This window comes from Acinetobacter sp. BIGb0102 (assembly GCF_003815055.1).
GTDB classification, from domain to species: domain Bacteria; phylum Pseudomonadota; class Gammaproteobacteria; order Pseudomonadales; family Moraxellaceae; genus Acinetobacter; species Acinetobacter vivianii.
On record NZ_RKQE01000015.1, the window covers coordinates 61,966 to 79,253 of the forward strand.

Below are 17,288 nucleotides of genomic sequence, written 5' to 3' on the forward strand. Positions count from 1 at the left end.
TCGTCGCTCTCCATCGTGCTTGCCATCGGACTGGGTATTTTTTATCTTGAATTGATTATAGCAATGCTTTTACATAAATCTAATTTATCATTTTTATAAATTAACAAACTTTTTGGAATGATAAATTTTCTTCTCGGCTCATCTTTGTGCTTTCAAATGAAAAGCATGCGAAATCAATCTGATCCTGCCTGATCTTAACTTTAATGTCATTTTTTTTAATCATATTTAAGTGAATGTTCATTCTATTTATAAAAACAATCGTCATGAATTGAAATTTCTTTTTTACATTTCAAATGATAATGATTATTATTTAATTAAATAGAGATTCTGTAGGGTGAAGCCGATGTCAAATATTCAACAATTCGTAATGAATAATAGTAGGACTTTGAAAAAAACCTTGAGTTATTACATCATGCATATTAGTGTGGCGATGCTCGTTGCATATATCATTACAGGCAATTGGATCATGGCGGCAACCTTAAGTTTGATTGAGCCAACAGTACAAGCCTTTGCTTTTTTCTTTCATGAAAAAGTCTGGAATTATTTCTAATTCAAAAAATTGCACATAAAACCAATTTAAAATCTCTCCCGGATAAGCGTGTATGAACCTCGCAGCTTTTGAAGCATTTGTAAAAGTGATGGAAACTGGTTCAATTTCTATTGCAGCAGAACAATTATTTATTACCCAGCCTGCAGTGACCAAAAGGATTCATAGCTTGGAAGACTACTTTGGCGTCAAGCTATTTGAATCCGCAGGTCGTGGCATTCAACCGACCCATGCAGCACATTCTCTATTGCCCAAAGTTCAAACCTGGCTGAATAAACTGGGTGAGATTCATCATACCCTGAGTCATGAACAGGCACAGGTACAAGGTCGTCTCAAGATTGGTACCAGTCACCATATCGGTTTACATCACCTAGCTGAGCCGCTTAAAAATTTTGTTCAGCATTTTCCTCAAGTCACTTTAGATGTCCATTTTGTCGATTCTGAGCAGGCTCATGAACAGGTATTGGCTGGCGAACTCGAACTGGCCTTTTTAACCTTACCTCCAGTCGGGGATGATCGGCTCAACTATGTCACCATCTGGAATGATCCGTTGGTATTTGTTACCGCGCCCTTCCATCCCTTGGCACAACAAACTCAGCTCAAGCTCGAAGACCTGATAGCTTATCCAAGCTTATTACCGGCAGCACAAACCTATACCAGTCAGATTACTTTGGCGGAATTTGAAAAGAATAATCTCAAGCCAAAAATCACCATGAGCAACAATCCATTAGAATCCATCCGCATGTTGGTATCGATTGGTTTAGGCTGGTCTGTTTTACCCAAAACACTGGTCAATCAGGATTTAAAACAGCTAGATCTACAGCTGGATATGCAACGTCAACTCGGTATGGTCTGGCATCCAGCTCGCATCCAGTCTAAAGCAGCTGAGGAGCTGATTCGGATGATGCAGGTAGGATAATAATCCATCCTTTGCTGTATAACATTGGTACGATAAAAAACCTCCACTTATGGGAGGTTTTTTACATTCTTCAAAATAGACAGGGATATAGAGACTTTAGATTGACCAGTCCTGAATTTCCCAAGCCTGCTCTTGCGCCAATTTTTCTAAACGGTCATCTGGATTGACTGCAATCGCATGGGTCGCATATTCCAGCAAGAAACGGTCATTGATCGAATCTGAATAAGCCCAAGATTCATCTACGGTGCGTCCAGCGAGCCATTGATCCAGACGTGCCAGCTTACCTTTTTGATAACAGGGAATTCCTGTGACCTTGCCCGTGTATTTACCATCAACAACTTCAGCACTGGTGGCAATAATTTCTGTAATACCAAACTCACGGAAAATCGGCGCGGTAATAAAATCACTGGTCGCGGTAATCCCCACAATGGCATGCCCCAGATCCTGATGCTTTTTAATCGCATCAAATCCTTTTGGACGCATTTGTGGGCGAATGACTTTTTGCATAAACAACTGATGTAATTCAGTTAAATAGTGATTATCGTGTTTGGTGAGAAATTCAAAAACAAATTCATTATAGGCAATCGGATCCAGTTGCCCTGCTTTATAGTCTTCGTAAAATTTGTCGTTCATTTGACGATGATGAACAGGATCAACCAAAGCTTCACTGACCAAAAACTCGCCCCATGAATGGTCAGAATCGGTATTTAACAGGGTATGATCTAAATCAAACAAAGCCAATTTCATATAAATGCTCATTTAAATGCAAATTAAAGAAAAAAAACGTAAATCTATTTCCGTAAGTCACTAAAAATTCGTTAAGATCATAGCAATTTAAACATTTTACTTTGACCTTTTTCGAGTTGGACATGGAAGATAGTCTGTCCCCGAGATCAAAGTCAACGATATAGATAAAATTTAGGTAGCCAAATGATCGACTCAGAAGGTTTCCGACCCAACGTCGGGATCATTTTGGCAAACGATGATGGACAGGTTTTATGGGCAAAGCGCATTGGTCACAATGCTTGGCAATTTCCACAAGGAGGGATCCAATTTGGTGAAACCCCTGAACAGGCACTTTTTCGTGAACTGAGAGAAGAAGTCGGTTTATTGCCCGAACACGTCCAGATTATAGCGCAAACAAAAGGTTGGCTGCGTTATCGTTTGCCACATCGGTACATTCGGTCAGATTCAGATCCGGTATGTATTGGACAAAAGCAAAAATGGTTTTTACTGAAGTTAACGGCCTCGCCTCATCATATTCAGTTAAACCTGTCAGACCCACCCGAGTTCGATGAATGGCAATGGGTGAGTTACTGGTACCCATTGGGTCAAGTGGTCAACTTCAAACGTGATGTTTACCGTAAAGCCATGATGGAATTATGTTTACAACTACCTCAGCGTTAATTGTCATAGAATCATCATTTTAAGCAATGATTTTTGGCAAGAGAGCTGTTATAACTAGGCCTATAACGATTCAATAAACTGGAGTAAACATCCATGTCAAACATGCAACTCGACACCCTTAGACGCATTGTGCAAGAAATTAATGCGTCCGTCAGTTTGCATGATTCTTTGGACATTATGGTCAATCATGTGGCTGAAGCCATGCATGTGGATGTCTGCTCGATTTATTTACTGGACGAACGTAATCGCCGTTATGTGCTGATGGCATCGAAAGGTCTTAAACCTGAAGCCGTCGGCAATGTCTCGTTAAATATCGGTGAAGGTCTGGTCGGTTTAGTCGGGCAACGCGAGGAGATTGTGAACCTCGACAATGCGCCGAAGCATGACCGCTTTGCTTATTTACCTGAAACAGGCGAAGAGCTATTTAACTCGTTCCTTGGCGTGCCTGTGATGTATCGCCGTAAGGTCATGGGCGTACTTGTGGTTCAGAATAAAGAATCGCAAGACTTCAGCGAAGCCGCAGAATCCTTTTTAGTGACGCTATGTGCACAACTTTCAGGTGTCATCGCACATGCACATGCGGTCGGCAATATTGATGTGTTCCGCAAGCCAACCACTGGTTCAACTTACAAAACCTTCCAAGGTGTTTCAGGTGCAGGCGGTATCGCACTGGGTCGTGCCATCGTGCTCTACCCACCTGCCGATCTTGCTGCCATTCCAGATCGTGAAGCAGAAGATATCAGCGAAGAACTGGATTTACTGGATCAAGCCATTGCTTCGGTTCGTCAGGAAATTCAGTCCTTAGATGAAAAAATGCAAGATTCCCTCATGTCGGAAGAACGGGCGTTATTTAGCGTGTTCTTACGAATGCTGGATGAAAATGCCTTACCAAGTGAAATTAAAGACCATATCCGTGTAGGAAGCTGGGCCCAAGGCGCAGTGCGTAAAGTGATCGACAAACATGTTGCGCTGTTTGCGCAAATGGAAGATGACTATCTGCGCGAACGCGTTTCTGATCTCAAAGATCTGGGCCGTCGAATTCTAGCCTGCCTGCAAGAGGCGGATTCAAGCCATCGTGAGCTCAGCCCTGACAGCATTCTGATTGGCGAAGAAATCAGTACCGCTGCTCTGGTGGAATTGCCAGTTGATAATATTGCCGCAATCGTCACCTCGGAAGGTGCAGCCAATTCACATATGGTGATTGTAGCGCGTGCATTAGGTATTCCAACAGTGGTCGGTGTTACCGAATTGCCAATCACCACGCTGGACGATATTGAAATGATTGTCGATGCTTATCAAGGCCGTGTTTTTGTCAATCCACCACGTCGCTTACGCCAACGTTATAAAGAAGTTCAGAAAGAAGAAGAACAGATCGCTAAAGATTTAAAGCAATACGAAACCAAAGATGCGATTACGCCTGATGGTATTTCTATTCCGTTATTCGTCAATACAGGTTTAATGATTGATGTGGTGCGTGGTGTTCAGCGCGGTGCCAAAGGTGTAGGTTTATACCGTAGCGAGATTCCCTTCATGCTACGTGAGCGCTTCCCTGGCGAAGAAGAACAACGTGCCATTTATCGTCAGCAGCTCAGCCATTTTGCCAATAAACCGGTGATTATGCGTACCCTTGATATTGGTGCGGATAAAGACTTGCCATACTTCAGTATTGAAGAAGAAAACTCAGCGCTAGGCTGGCGTGGACTGCGGTTTACGCTGGATCATCCTGAGATTTTCTCTGCACAAATCCGTGCCATGCTCAAAGCCAGCATTGGCCTGAATAATCTGCATATCCTGCTGCCGATGGTGACCAGTGTCAGCGAAGTAGAAGAAGTGCTGTATCTGCTTGAGCGTGACTGGGTTGCAGTACAGGAAGAAGAACAGGTCAAGATTACCAAGCCTAAAATCGGGATTATGGTCGAGGTGCCGAGTGTGCTACTGCAAATTGATGAGTTTGCCGAACTAGTCGATTTCTTCTCGGTAGGTTCCAACGATTTAACCCAGTACTTGTTGGCAGTTGACCGTAATAATCCCCATGTCGCCAACGTGTATTCACACTTCCATCCATCGATTTTACGGGCCTTGAAACGTCTGGCTGAAGACTGCCATACACACCAAAAACCTGTCAGTGTGTGTGGTGAAATGGCGGGCGATCCATTGTCTGCGATTCTGTTAATGGCAATGGGCTTCAATACGCTATCAATGAGTTCTAGTAATATTTTGCGAGTACGCAAAGCAATTTGCCATGTGCCAATGAGCGATGCCAAAAAACTGCTTGAAGATGTGCTGCAAATGAACAATCCGCTGGTGATTAAAAGCTGGCTTGAGCATTATTTCAGAACCCACGGTCTTGCCGACATGGTGAAATCGAATCGTCTGGTCAGTGTATAAAATACCATTCACACAATCATAAAAAGAGCGCCCCTTTAAAAGTGGCGCTCTTTTTATAGCTAGATTTTTTATTTTAAATAAACCTGTTGCTTTCCTTGACCAAGATTCACCTTCGGAAATTGGCGGTCGTAATCAATCACAATGGCATCTTTAGCCGTTAGATTGTTGCTATCAGATTGCCAAGTCACATAATAACTAATCTCAGCATCATCACGGACTTGCGGTTGAATCAACTGACGATGCCCTGCGGGCACACTAAACTCCACACTAAACGGCACTTGTGATACCTGCACTTTCTTTTGCTGAATTAAAGTCGCAGGCACATCAGCCATGCGACTTTCTACCGCATATAAACTGACTGTACCTTGCTGTGGCTGAACGGCATGGTTGCCTGTCCCCACAAACTCAACCGTCAAAGCGGTGGCGTGATTGGCCTTATGTTCAGAAGTCTGCGACATGGAGGTACAACCTGTCAGTAAAGTGAAAGATAAACCAAGACCCGTTACTATTTTTTTCATTGTTTTTATCTCATCATGAAAGAGCTCAAACATAGCATGCCTTGAATTAAAATCATGATGACTTACATATTTTCAACCTAATCTCTTATCTCAGCCCTCTTAATGAGATATTGCTCTTAAGGATGAATGCTCAAATATTGACGAATAATTAAACTTTTTGTGCAATTGAATGCCGCTTTACACAACTGCAACAGGTCAATCCCCCTATTTCCGCACCAGCCATCACCATCTTTCATTTCTTCGTTCAGCGATTTTCATGTAGTTGAATGGTTGAGAAAAATTACAATAAAACTTTTATTTTTCATGAGTTTTTTGATTTTTTTAACAATTTCTATATCCAAAAATGCTCAGCTCAAGTTTAAGATTTAGACAGCTTCAATCGAATAAAGCATTTATGACATCAACTTTAATCCATTGGAAAAAAAGCTTTCATCAACCTAGAGTAAAAATACAAAGGCTGAACTGATCCATTACAAATCTTACTTAGGCATCTGAAATTTTGATACCCAATTTGTATATGTCCCAGTAAAGCATTCATATCTTTGAACGGTCAAATTATTGAGATGACCTAGCTCACAGGTCATCTTGATGGAGATAGCACATGAGCCAAGACGATAAATTACAAACAAGTACCACTTCATCAGGACAGTGTCCTGTTCTCCACGGTAGTAATACAGAAAATAGCCAAGGTCCAATGGCTTGGTGGCCAAATGCCTTAAATCTCGATATTTTAAGTCAACATGACCATAAAACAGATCCAATGGATCCAGATTTCGATTACGCCAAAGCATTTGCAGAACTTGATCTGGAAGCAGTCAAGCAAGATCTACGTGAACTCATCAATACCAGCCAAAGTTGGTGGCCTGCCGACTGGGGCAGCTATGTCGGGATGATGGTACGTACCGCATGGCATCTTGCGGGAAGCTATCGTAAACAGGATGGACGCGGTGGTGCCAATACTGGTAATCAGCGCTTTGCCCCCCTAAATAGCTGGCCAGATAACGTTAACACGGATAAAGGACGTCGTTTGTTATGGCCAATTAAACGAAAATATGGCAACAAAATCTCATGGGGTGATCTCATTGTTCTCGCTGGAACAGTTGCCTATGACGTTGCGGGTTTAAAAACCTTTGGTTTTGCGGGTGGTCGTCTCGACATCTGGCATCCAGAAAAAGATGTGTACTGGGGAAGCGAAACAAAATGGTTAGATGCGACGAAAAATCGTTATGACAACGATCAAGATCGTAACTCACTTGAAAATCCATTAGCTGCAGTACAAATGGGCTTGATTTATGTCAACCCTGAAGGCGTTGACGGTATTCCTGATCCATTACGTACTGCACAAGATATGCGTACCACATTCGACCGCATGGGTATGGATGATGAAGAAACTGTTGCATTAACAGCAGGTGGGCATACCGTAGGTAAAGCTCATGGTAATGGTAAAGCGGAAAATTTAGGTGCAGATGTCGAAGGTGCGGATGTCGAATTCCAAGGTCTAGGTTGGCACAATTCTGTTGGTACAGGCAATGCCGAAAACACGATGGTGAGTGGGATTGAAGGTGCTTGGACCACTCATCCAACCAAATGGGACAATGAATTTTTCTATTTATTATTCACATACGACTGGGAATTACGCAAAAGTCCTGCGGGCGCTCATCAATGGGAACCGATCAATATTAAGGAAGAAGATAAACCTGTTGATGCTCACAACCCGAATGTCCGTCGCAATCCAATCATGACTGATGCCGATATGGCACTCAAAATTGACCCTGAATATCGTAAAATTTCAGAGCGTTTCTACCGTGATCCTGCTTACTTGGCAGAAGTATTCGCACGCGCCTGGTTTAAACTTACCCATCGTGATATGGGGCCAAAAAGCCGCTATTTAGGTGCAGATGTTCCTGCTGAAGATCTCATTTGGCAAGATCCAATTCCAACCGTGGACTACTCTTTAACGGATGCTGAAATCGCTGAACTCAAAGCGACATTGCTTACAAGTGGCCTCAACTCGGCTGATCTTATTGCAACGGCATGGGACAGTGCGCGTACCTATCGAGGTTCCGATTATCGTGGCGGTGCCAATGGTGGCCGAATTCGTTTAGCACCACAAAAAGACTGGGTAGGTAATGAACCTGAGCGCTTACAGCGCGTCTTAACCGTACTCGAATCAATTCAAGCAGGTCTCAGCAAGAAAGTAAGCATTGCTGACCTAATCGTACTCGGTGGCACGGCGGCTGTGGAACAAGCAGCACATAAAGCGGGTGTACAGATTACGGTACCTTTTGCGGCAGGTCGAGGTGATGCAACAGCGGAACAAACGGATGTCTATTCATTTGAACCTTTAGAGCCTTTACATGATGGTTTCCGCAACTGGCAGAAACAGCACTATGCCAATACACCAGAAGAATTATTATTAGATCGTGCACAACTGATGGGTTTAACTGCACCAGAAATGACAGTTTTGGTCGGCGGTTTACGTGTCCTTGGTGCGAACTATGGCAATAATCCACAAGGTGTATTGACGGATCGTGTTGGTGTCTTAAGTAATGATTTCTTCGTGAATTTGACTGATATGCAATACAACTGGAAACCAACAGGCCGTAATAGTTATGACATCGTTGATCGAAACAGTGGTGCCGTCAAATGGACAGCAAGTCGTGTTGACTTAGTCTTTGGTTCAAACTCGATTCTACGTTCTTATGCTGAAGTGTATGCACAAGATGACAACAAAGAGAAGTTTGTGAAAGACTTTGTCAAAGCTTGGGTCAAAGTCATGAATGCTGATCGCTTTGATCTTGCTTAAGGACTAAATTGCCTTAAAACTCAAAATGAAGGATCTGCAAAGGTCCTTCATTTTTTATGTACTCAACAAGCATTTAAACCAATAGCAAAACAATCATGTTAAGCCCGAATAAAATGCCCTTCTCGAATGCAATAGAAAGGATTAACCAGTTTCGAAGAAGATTTCATGGCATGCTGTAATTCATGTTCAGGAGAATCACGATCTTCATCTGTCAACTGGAAGGTACGATAATGAATCGCCAGTGAACGGTGCGCATGCAAGTCTAAATGTGCATGAAATGCATCTTGTGGATTCATATGCACATAACGCATCAACATTCGTGGTTCATAGGCCCCTATCGGCAATAATGCAATTCGGGCATCGCCATAGCGCTCATGGATTTGTTTAAAATGCCCTGAATAACCTGTATCGCCGGCAAAAAAACAATGCCCTGTCTTGGCAAGCAAAGAAAAACCGCCCCATAAGGCACGGTTCTGATCGCGCACGCCACGTCCAGATGCATGTTGTGCAGGTGTATAGGCAATCTTTAACTCATCATGAAACGGGATTTCCTGCCACCAATCCATTTCAATCACATGCAAATGCTTCGGCAGGTAATAAGCATTACCTAAACCAGTATAAATCGGCATTTCAAATTTTTGATGTAACCATTCCAGCGTCGCCAGATCCATGTGGTCATAATGATTATGACTCAATAACACCCCATGAATAGTCGGGAGATGTTCTAGTGCTATTCCTGCGGGACATACACGGCGTGGGCCATTGCCCTGTTTCGGGCTGGCATATTCACACCAGACGGGATCAGTCAGAAAGTTATAAGGGCCGATTTGAATTAAAATCGTAGCGTGTCCCACAAACCAGATTTGCCAGTCATTTAAGTCCGCATGCGGACGGTTTTGAGGCAGTTCCAGCATTTGATTGCGTAAATTCGACTCATGAACACGATCAACATTCCATGTATAGGACTGACGTGTCGCCAACCACTTTAATAGCCCTTTTCGATCAAACGGCGTTAACGGTTTCTGCAAATTATAGAAACGGTCTATCCCGCAATGATCAGAAGCCTCATGTGGAAACGGAGGTTTCACCCAAGTATGACTCAAGCAAGATTGTGTCGGCAATTGATAGGTTAATGTCGGCTTATCTTTCATGTACTTCTTCTTTGGTGGAATCTAATCGCATGAGGTCCATTATGCTATATCCCTGTGATTACGGCGTGTTTTCAATGTTATCGCGTTTTAAATCATCATGATTTTTTGACTACAAAGATGACATTTCATCACAACACAATCGGTCTTTGATCCTAACATAAGGTTTTTAGTTATGCTGATTTTCTAGAGCTGAGTCAACACAATTTTACTGAACTAATAACGCTCAGTGACATTTCCATCTAAACGTTAAACAAAGAGTTTTTCATTTATATTTTTTATTTTGATTTGATCGTTTATAGGCACTGCAAAAATTAAAAAAGCCGAACGAGTCGGCTTTTTAGGAGGATGAGAATCTAAGCATTACTAAAAAAGGCAGCAAATTTTTGATAGCTTGGACGCTGCTTAATATTGTCCAGATAGCGTTCAATTGCAGGATGAGATTCAACCTCGCCCATCTTAAGCTGCCAGAACAGCATCGCGGCAACAGTTACATCCGCAGCGGTGAACTGCTTTCCACATAAATATGGATCAACCTCACTCAAGCCTTGTACAAAGGCATTATAGGCATCGTGGTAGTCTCCATATCCCACAGAACCTTTCTGATCGGGTTTCACCTCAACACCTAGCATTTTATTGGTTGAAGCAGCTTCCCAAGGCCCTGAAATAAAGAACAACCAGCGATAATAAAGACCGCGTTTTGGATCATTGAGTGCAGGTGCCAAACCTTTGTCAGCAAACTTATCGGCTAAATACGCACAAATTGCATCAAGCTCATACACCACAATATCATCGTCCACCAATACCGGGACTTTGCCAAATGGATTGATTTTTAAGTACTCAGGCGCTTTCATTTCAGTTTCAAAGGCCACTTCGATGCGCTCACACTGCACACCCAATTCGATGAGTAACCAGTCTACAACGACGCCACGTGAGAAGTTATTGGTATAAAGTTTAAGTGCCATGTTGATATTTCCTTAGTGAGTTATTCTTATTTCAATGTAATTGTTTAGATTGTCAGTTTTTGTCAGTAGTCGCACACACCTCTTGAATCCACCATTGTTGAAAGAGCTGTTGTTTAAATTGCGGATAAAGCTCCTGACTCAGGCTTAAACGTTGAATACGGTCAATCCGAAAGTGCCGAAAACTCTGTCGCAACTCACACCATGCTGCCAGCACAATCCGATCATTAAAATAACCTAAAGCAAAAGGCCACACGGTACGAGAACTGATACGTTGTTGTTCATCCGCATAATCCACGACTATTTTGACCTGCTGACGAATGGCCAAACGCACCTGTTCTACCAGATTTTCATCGACCGGTAACCAGGCATTGATTGAGCGTAAGGTGGTTTGTTCAAGTAAATGTCGACAATGTTCAGGCAATACCGCATTGAGTTTCGCCAAGACCGACGTTGAAGCCGATTTTAAAGCCAGATCTGGAATTTCACTTAACCAGTTTAAGGCCAAGAAGATGGCCTCAATTTCGGTTTCATTCAAGGTCATTGGCGGTAACAGGAAATCTTCTTTGAGTTGAAAACCCAAGCCTGCCGCAGCATCAATATTCACACCTTGGGCGCGTAATGTTTCAATATCACGATAGACACTGCGCTGACTAATCTGCAAGCGCTCCGCCAATACCTGTGCAGTGACTGGATAGCGATATTCTCTGAGTAGTTGTAATAAATTGAGCAAACGGATCGATCGGCTCATACAGTCCCTATTGTTATTATGGATGACGGGAAAGCGAACTCTCCCCTCATGATCATTTTATCTTAAGCGGCTTAACTTTCAGTTAAATCAGCAACCTTGAGGAGGCTTTGTAAATAACCATGCAAGTCCTGCACGTTATGCGCGATGGTTAAAGGCTGATATTGCTGTAAAGTTTCAATACTGTGCACCCCATAACTGACCCCGATACGCGGCATACTCAGGTTTTGTGCCATTTCCAGATCGTAACTGGTATCCCCCACCATAATAGCGTGTTCAACCGCTACATCCATCTCGGCAAGAATCTCCTGCAACATCAATGGGTCTGGCTTGGACTTGGTTTCACTCGCGGCACGGGTAATATCGAACAGTGCATGGCTATTGGTTTGTGCCAATACACGGTCCAGACCTTTACGGCTTTTACCTGTCGCTACAGCAAGCTTGAGACCTTGCTGCTTTAAATCCATCAATAGCTCAGCGACACCATTGAACCAGACATCACCTTTCGAGTTTGCCACATAATGATCGGCATAGCATTGCAAAAGCTCTTGATGCAAATTAGGTACTTGCGGAAACAGGATCTGCATCACTTCGGGTAAACCTAGACCAATAATGCTTTTCGCGGCTTCATCAGTCAGGGGCTGCTCAAATTGCTGCGCAGCATATTGCAAACTTGCCACAATCTGGCCTACCGAGTCGAATAAGGTGCCATCCCAATCAAAAATGATGAGTTCGATATTCTGCTTCATTTCTGCTTTCTCAACTCGTCAATCACTTGCTGCATATCTTCGGGCATCGGTGCTTCAATCACGGGATAATTCGGAATTTCCAAACGCATGGCATGCAGGCACAAACGGCGTGCTGCTGGGCCGTTATACACCGTATTGTGTCCATATTTATCGTCCCCTACCAATGGATGACCAATACTTAAACCATGTACACGAATTTGATGGGTACGACCTGATAATGGTGATGCATGAACCAGAGTTGCTGTTTTAAAGCGCTCAACCACTTTCCAGTCTGTCTTACTTGGCTTACCTTCAGAAGTAACACGGACACGACGCTCGCCATTGGCCAGTTCATAACGCAATAAAGGTGCATCAATCATTTGGCGATCTAGACTGACTTGCCCTTTGACAATAGCCGCATAAGTTTTCTGGATCTTATGTTCACGCAGGAGATCCTGTAACAATTTTAAGGTACTACGCTTTTTACTGACCATCACCAGACCTGAGGTATCACGGTCAATACGATGAATCAGTTCTAAATATTTTTTACCTGTGGCAGCCCGTAACGCTTCGATCAGGCCATAGGCCACACCACTACCGCCATGTACGGCAATACCTGAAGGCTTATTAATGACCAACAGGCCTTCATCTTCATAAACCACACGGCTCAATAAGCTTTGCGCAACGCTATCGCTTACAGGTGCAGCCGTTTCATCCTTTTGTTCATAACGAATGGGTGCGACACGAATCTGGTCGCCAATGCTCAAACGTGTTTCTGCTTTTATTCTTTTTTTGTTTACGCGTACTTGCCCTTCACGAATCAAACGGTAGATTCGACTTTTTGGAACACCTTTTAATCGGGTAAATAAAAAATTATCTATTCGCTGCCCGTCTTGATGCTCATCCACGTCAAACCAAGTGACACTTTGCCATTGTTGTGTAGAATTCATACGCTCGATTAATCCAAGATTTGCTAAATATGATTAAAAAATGATCATTTAGCTAAGTTATTTCACAAGAAACCTAAACTTAGCCCATAGGCAGATGCTGCAAGGTTTGGTATATTCAGCGCACGGATACCACCGTAAGTGAGCATCAAATCAGAAATTTTATTTAGATAAAATTTTAAATCGATGAGATATTCACCAATAACTCGGATAGGTCCTAAAGAATTATGCCGACGCCGAAGGCTTATTATATCGGCAAAATGGCAAACTGTTGCGTTTAATTGTGCATCAGCACATACAGTTTGTTCAGAAAAAATATGTCGCCAGCAATTTGCTGGTTATTAAACGTAAACTGATCCACATCAGACAATTTGCTCCCTGATGTCGCATTCAGGCTAAAGCGTTGATGCATTGGAACTGCCAAGCAGAGATACGATGATCATTCCGTATCAAGACTTCCAGATGGATCGACTTCAATGCTTAATGACAGTGAAAGTCACCATCCAATGCACCGCTCACCCGCCAGTGAAGCGTACAGGAAACTTTGATTATGTCGGATCTAGTGATATTTCACAGATGTAAGACATGCCATGAAATATCAACGGATTCAAGATTGAAGCAGTATTGCTAACATCGGAATAACCGAATCAAAGCCCCCAGCTGGATACTTACAGCCAGTGGTTTCAGAGCTTCCTACACAAAGTTGCTTCTGAGTCTTGATCGCGCCAATTTGATGTTTGCTCAAAAATATTGGGCTTATTGTTTGTGTGTATCACTATTAGGTGTCACACCCATGAAACGTATGTTGATTAATGCAACCCACGCAGAAGAAGTTCGCGTTGCACTTATCACTGGTAATCGCCTTTACGATTTCGATTTAGAGAATCGTACTCGCGAACAAAAAAAATCAAATATTTATAAAGGTCATGTTACTCGCGTTGAGCCATCTTTAGAGGCGGTTTTCGTTGAGTACGGCGCACAGCGTCAAGGCTTTTTATCAATGCGAGAAATTGCAAACTCGTACTTCAAAGCTGACCCTCGTCAAACTTCAAACATCCGTGAACTCATCACTGAAGGCACTGAATTACTGGTTCAAGTTGAAAAAGAAGAGCGTGGCAACAAAGGTGCTGCCCTATCGACTTTCATTTCCCTTGCAGGCCGTTATTTAGTTTTAATGCCGAACAATCCGAAAGGTGGCGGTATCAGCCGTCAGATTTCAGGTTCGGTTCGTGAAGAACTCAAAGAAATCTTAGCGTCTTTAAATGTACCGCGTGGCATGAGCGTGATCGTTCGTACCGCAGGTATTGGCCGCACTCAGGAAGAGCTTCAACTCGACCTACAACACTTACTTGACCTTTGGGCACAAATCCAAGGTTCAGCAAGTTCAGGTCCATCACCAATGCTGGTACATCAAGAAGCGGGCGTGGTGACACGTGCCATTCGTGATTATTTACGTGATGATGTGGCTGAAATCCTGATTGATAGTGAGCAAGCCTATAACGAAGCCTATAACTTCGTAAAAGCAGTGATGCCACGTCAGCTTGATAAATTAAAAACCTATACTTTGAATGAGCCTTTATTTGCTCACTTCGGTATCGAAAGCCAAATCCAGACTGCCTATGAGCGTGAAGTAAAACTTCCTTCTGGCGGTTCAATCGTGATTGACCAGACTGAAGCTTTGGTATCAATTGATATTAACTCGGCGAAATCAACTCGCGGTCACGATGTTGAAGAAACAGCACTCAATACCAACCTTGAAGCAGCTGAAGAAATTGCACGTCAACTTCGTTTACGTGATATCGGCGGTTTAGTGGTCATCGATTTCATCGACATGACCAAAGACCGTAACCAGCGTATGGTTGAAGCCAAATTACGTGAAGCAACGCAAAGCGACCGCGCACGTATCCAGTTCGGTCAACTATCACGTTTTGGCCTGATGGAAATGAGCCGTCAACGTTTACGCCCTTCTCTTGAAGAAGCGACAGGTTACGTGTGCCCACGCTGTCATGGTACAGGTATGGTGCGTGACTTACGTTCATTGTCACTTTCGATCATGCGTAAGGTTGAAGAAATTGCATTACGCGAACGTCAAGGTGAAGTTCAAGTTGAAGTCCCTGTTGAAATCGCAGCATTCTTATTGAATGAAAAGCGTCACAGCCTTGTTTACTTAGAACAAACGTCAAATGTTCGTGTAACGGTATTACCACATCCGCACTTGGAAACGCCGCACTACCAGATCCAGTTCAATCCAGATGGTTTTGCGCCGTCGAGTTATGAACGTACTGAAGCAACTCGTTCGAGTGAAAAAGAACTCGGTTATGAGTCTTCTGACTGGCATTTGGAAGATGCAGAGCATCACCATGCACCTGCACAAAATCAAGCAGCTACACCACAGAAGAAAGCAGCACAACATGCGGCAGCACCAGCAAAACAAGCTCAACAGGCTGTTGCGCAAAAGTCAGCAAGTCCTTGTGCATGGTTAGAAAACCTGTTTGTTCAAAAGCAAGCGCAAACCACAGACCAATCTCGTTCTGCACAAAATGCTGCAGCTGCGATTGAGCAAATGGTAAATAATGGCGCAGTGAGCCGTGGCCAGTTTGGTCAGGTGAACGCACCTGTTGCCACTGAAACTGCTGCACCAGCGGCAAACAATGCCTATATCTCACAAAATCCTGTGAAACAGGAAACGCGTGAGCAGTTTGAGAAAGACGAAAAACCACATCGTCCGAATCAAAACCAGAAGAAACGTAAGCACAAAGAGCAACGTGAACAACACGCCCATGCACATGAACAACAAAATCAAGTGCACGAAGAAGTGGTTCAGTTGTCACGTCAGGAACAGCGCCAAGAGCAACGCGAACTGAAACGTCAGCAAAAACGTCAGCAGTCGCAAGAGCCTCAAAACCAGCAACAGCATCATGATGCTGCTCAAGGCAATGAGAATGCGCCATTACCACGTCGTGACCGCAACCAACAGCGTCCAAACCGTCCAAACCGTCATCGTGACCAAAGCGTGTTGAATGAAGCACCTGCGGCTACAACTGCAGCGCCTGCGAATCCACAGCAAGTTAAAGTTGATGTTGTTGATGCACCACGTTCAGAACCAATGAACACAGCATTGATCGTGAACATTGATCAAGGTCAAAGTGAAATTGTTGCACTGAATCCACAACAAGCACCTGCACCTAAAGCAAAAGCTGAGGTTGCTCCTGCTGTTGTTGAAAAAGCAGAAACAAAACCTGCGGCTCAAGCAGAACCAGTCGTTGCGAAAGAAGCACCTGCTGCAACTGCAGAAGAAGCGGTTCAAGCACCTGTAAAACGTGCCAGCAATGATCCACGTTCTCGCCGTCGTCAACGTGGTGCTCAAGCACCTCAGAAAGCCGCTGCACCAAAAGTTGCACCATCGCAAATTCCTGCGTTGGGTCAATACACGCTAGGTAGCTTGATTCGTCATGTGTATGGCGAAGACTGCACCATCTTGATTGAGCAGTTTGGTTTAATCACGACATTTAACCGTGCCCTACAAAAGTTTGCTGAGCAATATGCAAGCACTCTCGTGGTAGAAACAGTGGTTGAAGAAGAAAAGCGTCCTGTAACACGTGATGCTGAACTTCCAAGCAAGCAAGTCACTGAAGAAGCTGAACCAGCGCCAGTGTTAGCATTAACACCGCCTGAAGCATCAACAGTGCGTGTTGCAAACGATCCTCGTGAACGTCGTCGTTTAGCAAAACTTGCTGCTGAGCAAGCCAAAGAAGCGCATATTGCTTCAAACGCGACTCCAGCTCCTGTCGAAAACACTGAATCGAAAGAAGAAGTGAAAGCAGAAGAAACTGTGGTTGCAGCGCCAGAGCAACAACCATTAGAACTTGCGACTGAGACAGTTGCTACGCCAGCAGAAACAGCACCAGTTGAAGCTGTCGAAGCACCAGTGGCTAAAGCTGAAGCGAAGTCTGAAGTAACGACTAAAGTTGCTGAGAAAGCCCAAGCTGCTGAAAAAGCAGAACAGGCAGCACCTGCAACTGAAGCAGAGTCTGAAGACGAAGCTGCAAAAGCAGAAAAAGAGAAATCGAGCCGCCCGCGCCGTCCACGTGGACGTCCACCAAAAAAAGCTGCAGCTAGCAATGAGTAATTTGCTAAATTGCACTCAATAAGGCTAAGCCTAGTCATTTC

General features: G+C 43.7%; 14 protein-coding genes. 7 read left to right on the plus strand and 7 right to left on the minus strand.

Annotated features, from left to right (window positions below; genetic code table 11):
- The first annotated feature begins 343 nt into the window (after positions 1-343).
- Both EC846_RS14890 and EC846_RS14895 read left to right on the plus strand, forming a co-directional pair.
- Positions 344-550, plus strand: a complete 207-nt coding sequence (locus EC846_RS14890; RefSeq protein WP_004774234.1) for a DUF2061 domain-containing protein — start codon at positions 344-346, stop codon at positions 548-550.
- Between the two features lie 52 nt (positions 551-602).
- Positions 603-1,466 carry a LysR family transcriptional regulator gene (locus EC846_RS14895; protein WP_004774233.1) on the plus strand — a complete coding sequence of 288 codons (864 nt, stop codon included), beginning with the start codon at positions 603-605 and terminating at the stop codon, positions 1,464-1,466.
- A 96-nt stretch (positions 1,467-1,562) separates the two neighbouring features.
- Here EC846_RS14895 and EC846_RS14900 read toward each other — a convergent pair whose 3' ends face one another.
- On the minus strand, positions 1,563-2,213 hold the full coding sequence (locus tag EC846_RS14900; RefSeq protein ID WP_004774231.1) for an HAD family hydrolase: 651 nt from the start codon (positions 2,211-2,213) through the stop codon (positions 1,563-1,565).
- A gap of 183 nt (positions 2,214-2,396) precedes the next feature.
- Here EC846_RS14900 and EC846_RS14905 point away from each other — a divergent pair, with 183 nt between their 5' ends.
- Together EC846_RS14905 and ptsP are read left to right on the plus strand one after the other, a co-directional pair.
- Positions 2,397-2,873, plus strand: coding sequence for an RNA pyrophosphohydrolase (locus EC846_RS14905; protein ID WP_004656060.1), 477 nt, complete (start codon positions 2,397-2,399; stop codon positions 2,871-2,873).
- A 93-nt stretch (positions 2,874-2,966) separates the two neighbouring features.
- Positions 2,967-5,261: a phosphoenolpyruvate--protein phosphotransferase gene (gene ptsP / locus EC846_RS14910; protein WP_004774229.1), complete on the plus strand. Its 2,295-nt coding sequence runs from the start codon at positions 2,967-2,969 to the stop codon at positions 5,259-5,261.
- Positions 5,262-5,329: 68 nt separating this feature from the next.
- On the opposite strand, the gene EC846_RS14915 is transcribed toward ptsP, so the two are convergent.
- A complete protein-coding gene (locus tag EC846_RS14915) occupies positions 5,330-5,779 on the minus strand; it encodes a hypothetical protein (RefSeq protein WP_123775639.1) in 450 nt (149 codons plus the stop codon).
- A 601-nt stretch (positions 5,780-6,380) separates the two neighbouring features.
- Between EC846_RS14915 and katG the strand changes: the two genes are divergently transcribed.
- Positions 6,381-8,585 carry a catalase/peroxidase HPI gene (gene katG / locus EC846_RS14920; RefSeq protein WP_123775640.1) on the plus strand — a complete coding sequence of 735 codons (2,205 nt, stop codon included), beginning with the start codon at positions 6,381-6,383 and terminating at the stop codon, positions 8,583-8,585.
- 98 nt (positions 8,586-8,683) lie between these two features.
- Here katG and EC846_RS14925 read toward each other — a convergent pair whose 3' ends face one another.
- The 5 genes from EC846_RS14925 to EC846_RS14945 form a co-directional block, all read right to left on the minus strand.
- A complete protein-coding gene (locus EC846_RS14925; RefSeq protein ID WP_004774224.1) occupies positions 8,684-9,736 on the minus strand; it encodes an MBL fold metallo-hydrolase in 1,053 nt (350 codons plus the stop codon).
- Between the two features lie 353 nt (positions 9,737-10,089).
- A complete protein-coding gene (locus EC846_RS14930) occupies positions 10,090-10,698 on the minus strand; it encodes a glutathione S-transferase family protein (RefSeq protein WP_047431290.1) in 609 nt (202 codons plus the stop codon).
- A 52-nt stretch (positions 10,699-10,750) separates the two neighbouring features.
- Complete coding sequence (locus EC846_RS14935) at positions 10,751-11,446, minus strand: helix-turn-helix transcriptional regulator (RefSeq protein ID WP_123775641.1); 696 nt, start codon at positions 11,444-11,446, stop codon at positions 10,751-10,753.
- A gap of 71 nt (positions 11,447-11,517) precedes the next feature.
- The gene (locus EC846_RS14940; RefSeq protein ID WP_123775642.1) at positions 11,518-12,192 is read right to left on the minus strand and encodes an HAD-IA family hydrolase; all 675 of its coding nucleotides are present in this window, start codon (positions 12,190-12,192) and stop codon (positions 11,518-11,520) included.
- Entirely contained in the window at positions 12,189-13,121 is a 933-nt protein-coding gene (locus EC846_RS14945) for an RluA family pseudouridine synthase (protein WP_004774219.1), read from the minus strand. The genes EC846_RS14940 and EC846_RS14945 overlap by 4 nt, the downstream gene beginning before the upstream one ends.
- A gap of 432 nt (positions 13,122-13,553) precedes the next feature.
- Between EC846_RS14945 and EC846_RS18350 the strand changes: the two genes are divergently transcribed.
- On the plus strand, positions 13,554-13,700 hold the full coding sequence (locus EC846_RS18350; protein WP_004637771.1) for a hypothetical protein: 147 nt from the start codon (positions 13,554-13,556) through the stop codon (positions 13,698-13,700).
- Between the two features lie 211 nt (positions 13,701-13,911).
- Complete coding sequence (locus EC846_RS14955) at positions 13,912-17,247, plus strand: Rne/Rng family ribonuclease (RefSeq protein ID WP_123775643.1); 3,336 nt, start codon at positions 13,912-13,914, stop codon at positions 17,245-17,247.
- Positions 17,248-17,288 lie beyond the last annotated feature (41 nt).

What these genes read in the sequence shown, in the direction of transcription:
- EC846_RS14905 (WP_004656060.1), top strand. Translation starts at nt 2,397, where the DNA reads ATGATCGACTCAGAAGGTTTCCGACCCAACGTCGGGATCATTTTGGCA.
- EC846_RS14940 (WP_123775642.1), bottom strand. Translation starts at nt 12,192, where the DNA reads ATGAAGCAGAATATCGAACTCATCATTTTTGATTGGGATGGCACCTTA.
- EC846_RS14890 (WP_004774234.1), top strand. Translation starts at nt 344, where the DNA reads ATGTCAAATATTCAACAATTCGTAATGAATAATAGTAGGACTTTGAAA.
- EC846_RS14915 (WP_123775639.1), bottom strand. Translation starts at nt 5,779, where the DNA reads ATGAAAAAAATAGTAACGGGTCTTGGTTTATCTTTCACTTTACTGACA.
- EC846_RS14955 (WP_123775643.1), top strand. Translation starts at nt 13,912, where the DNA reads ATGAAACGTATGTTGATTAATGCAACCCACGCAGAAGAAGTTCGCGTT.
- EC846_RS14930 (WP_047431290.1), bottom strand. Translation starts at nt 10,698, where the DNA reads ATGGCACTTAAACTTTATACCAATAACTTCTCACGTGGCGTCGTTGTA.
- katG (WP_123775640.1), top strand. Translation starts at nt 6,381, where the DNA reads ATGAGCCAAGACGATAAATTACAAACAAGTACCACTTCATCAGGACAG.
- ptsP (WP_004774229.1), top strand. Translation starts at nt 2,967, where the DNA reads ATGTCAAACATGCAACTCGACACCCTTAGACGCATTGTGCAAGAAATT.
- EC846_RS14900 (WP_004774231.1), bottom strand. Translation starts at nt 2,213, where the DNA reads ATGAAATTGGCTTTGTTTGATTTAGATCATACCCTGTTAAATACCGAT.
- EC846_RS14895 (WP_004774233.1), top strand. Translation starts at nt 603, where the DNA reads ATGAACCTCGCAGCTTTTGAAGCATTTGTAAAAGTGATGGAAACTGGT.
- EC846_RS18350 (WP_004637771.1), top strand. Translation starts at nt 13,554, where the DNA reads ATGATCATTCCGTATCAAGACTTCCAGATGGATCGACTTCAATGCTTA.
- EC846_RS14925 (WP_004774224.1), bottom strand. Translation starts at nt 9,736, where the DNA reads ATGAAAGATAAGCCGACATTAACCTATCAATTGCCGACACAATCTTGC.
- EC846_RS14935 (WP_123775641.1), bottom strand. Translation starts at nt 11,446, where the DNA reads ATGAGCCGATCGATCCGTTTGCTCAATTTATTACAACTACTCAGAGAA.
- EC846_RS14945 (WP_004774219.1), bottom strand. Translation starts at nt 13,121, where the DNA reads ATGAATTCTACACAACAATGGCAAAGTGTCACTTGGTTTGACGTGGAT.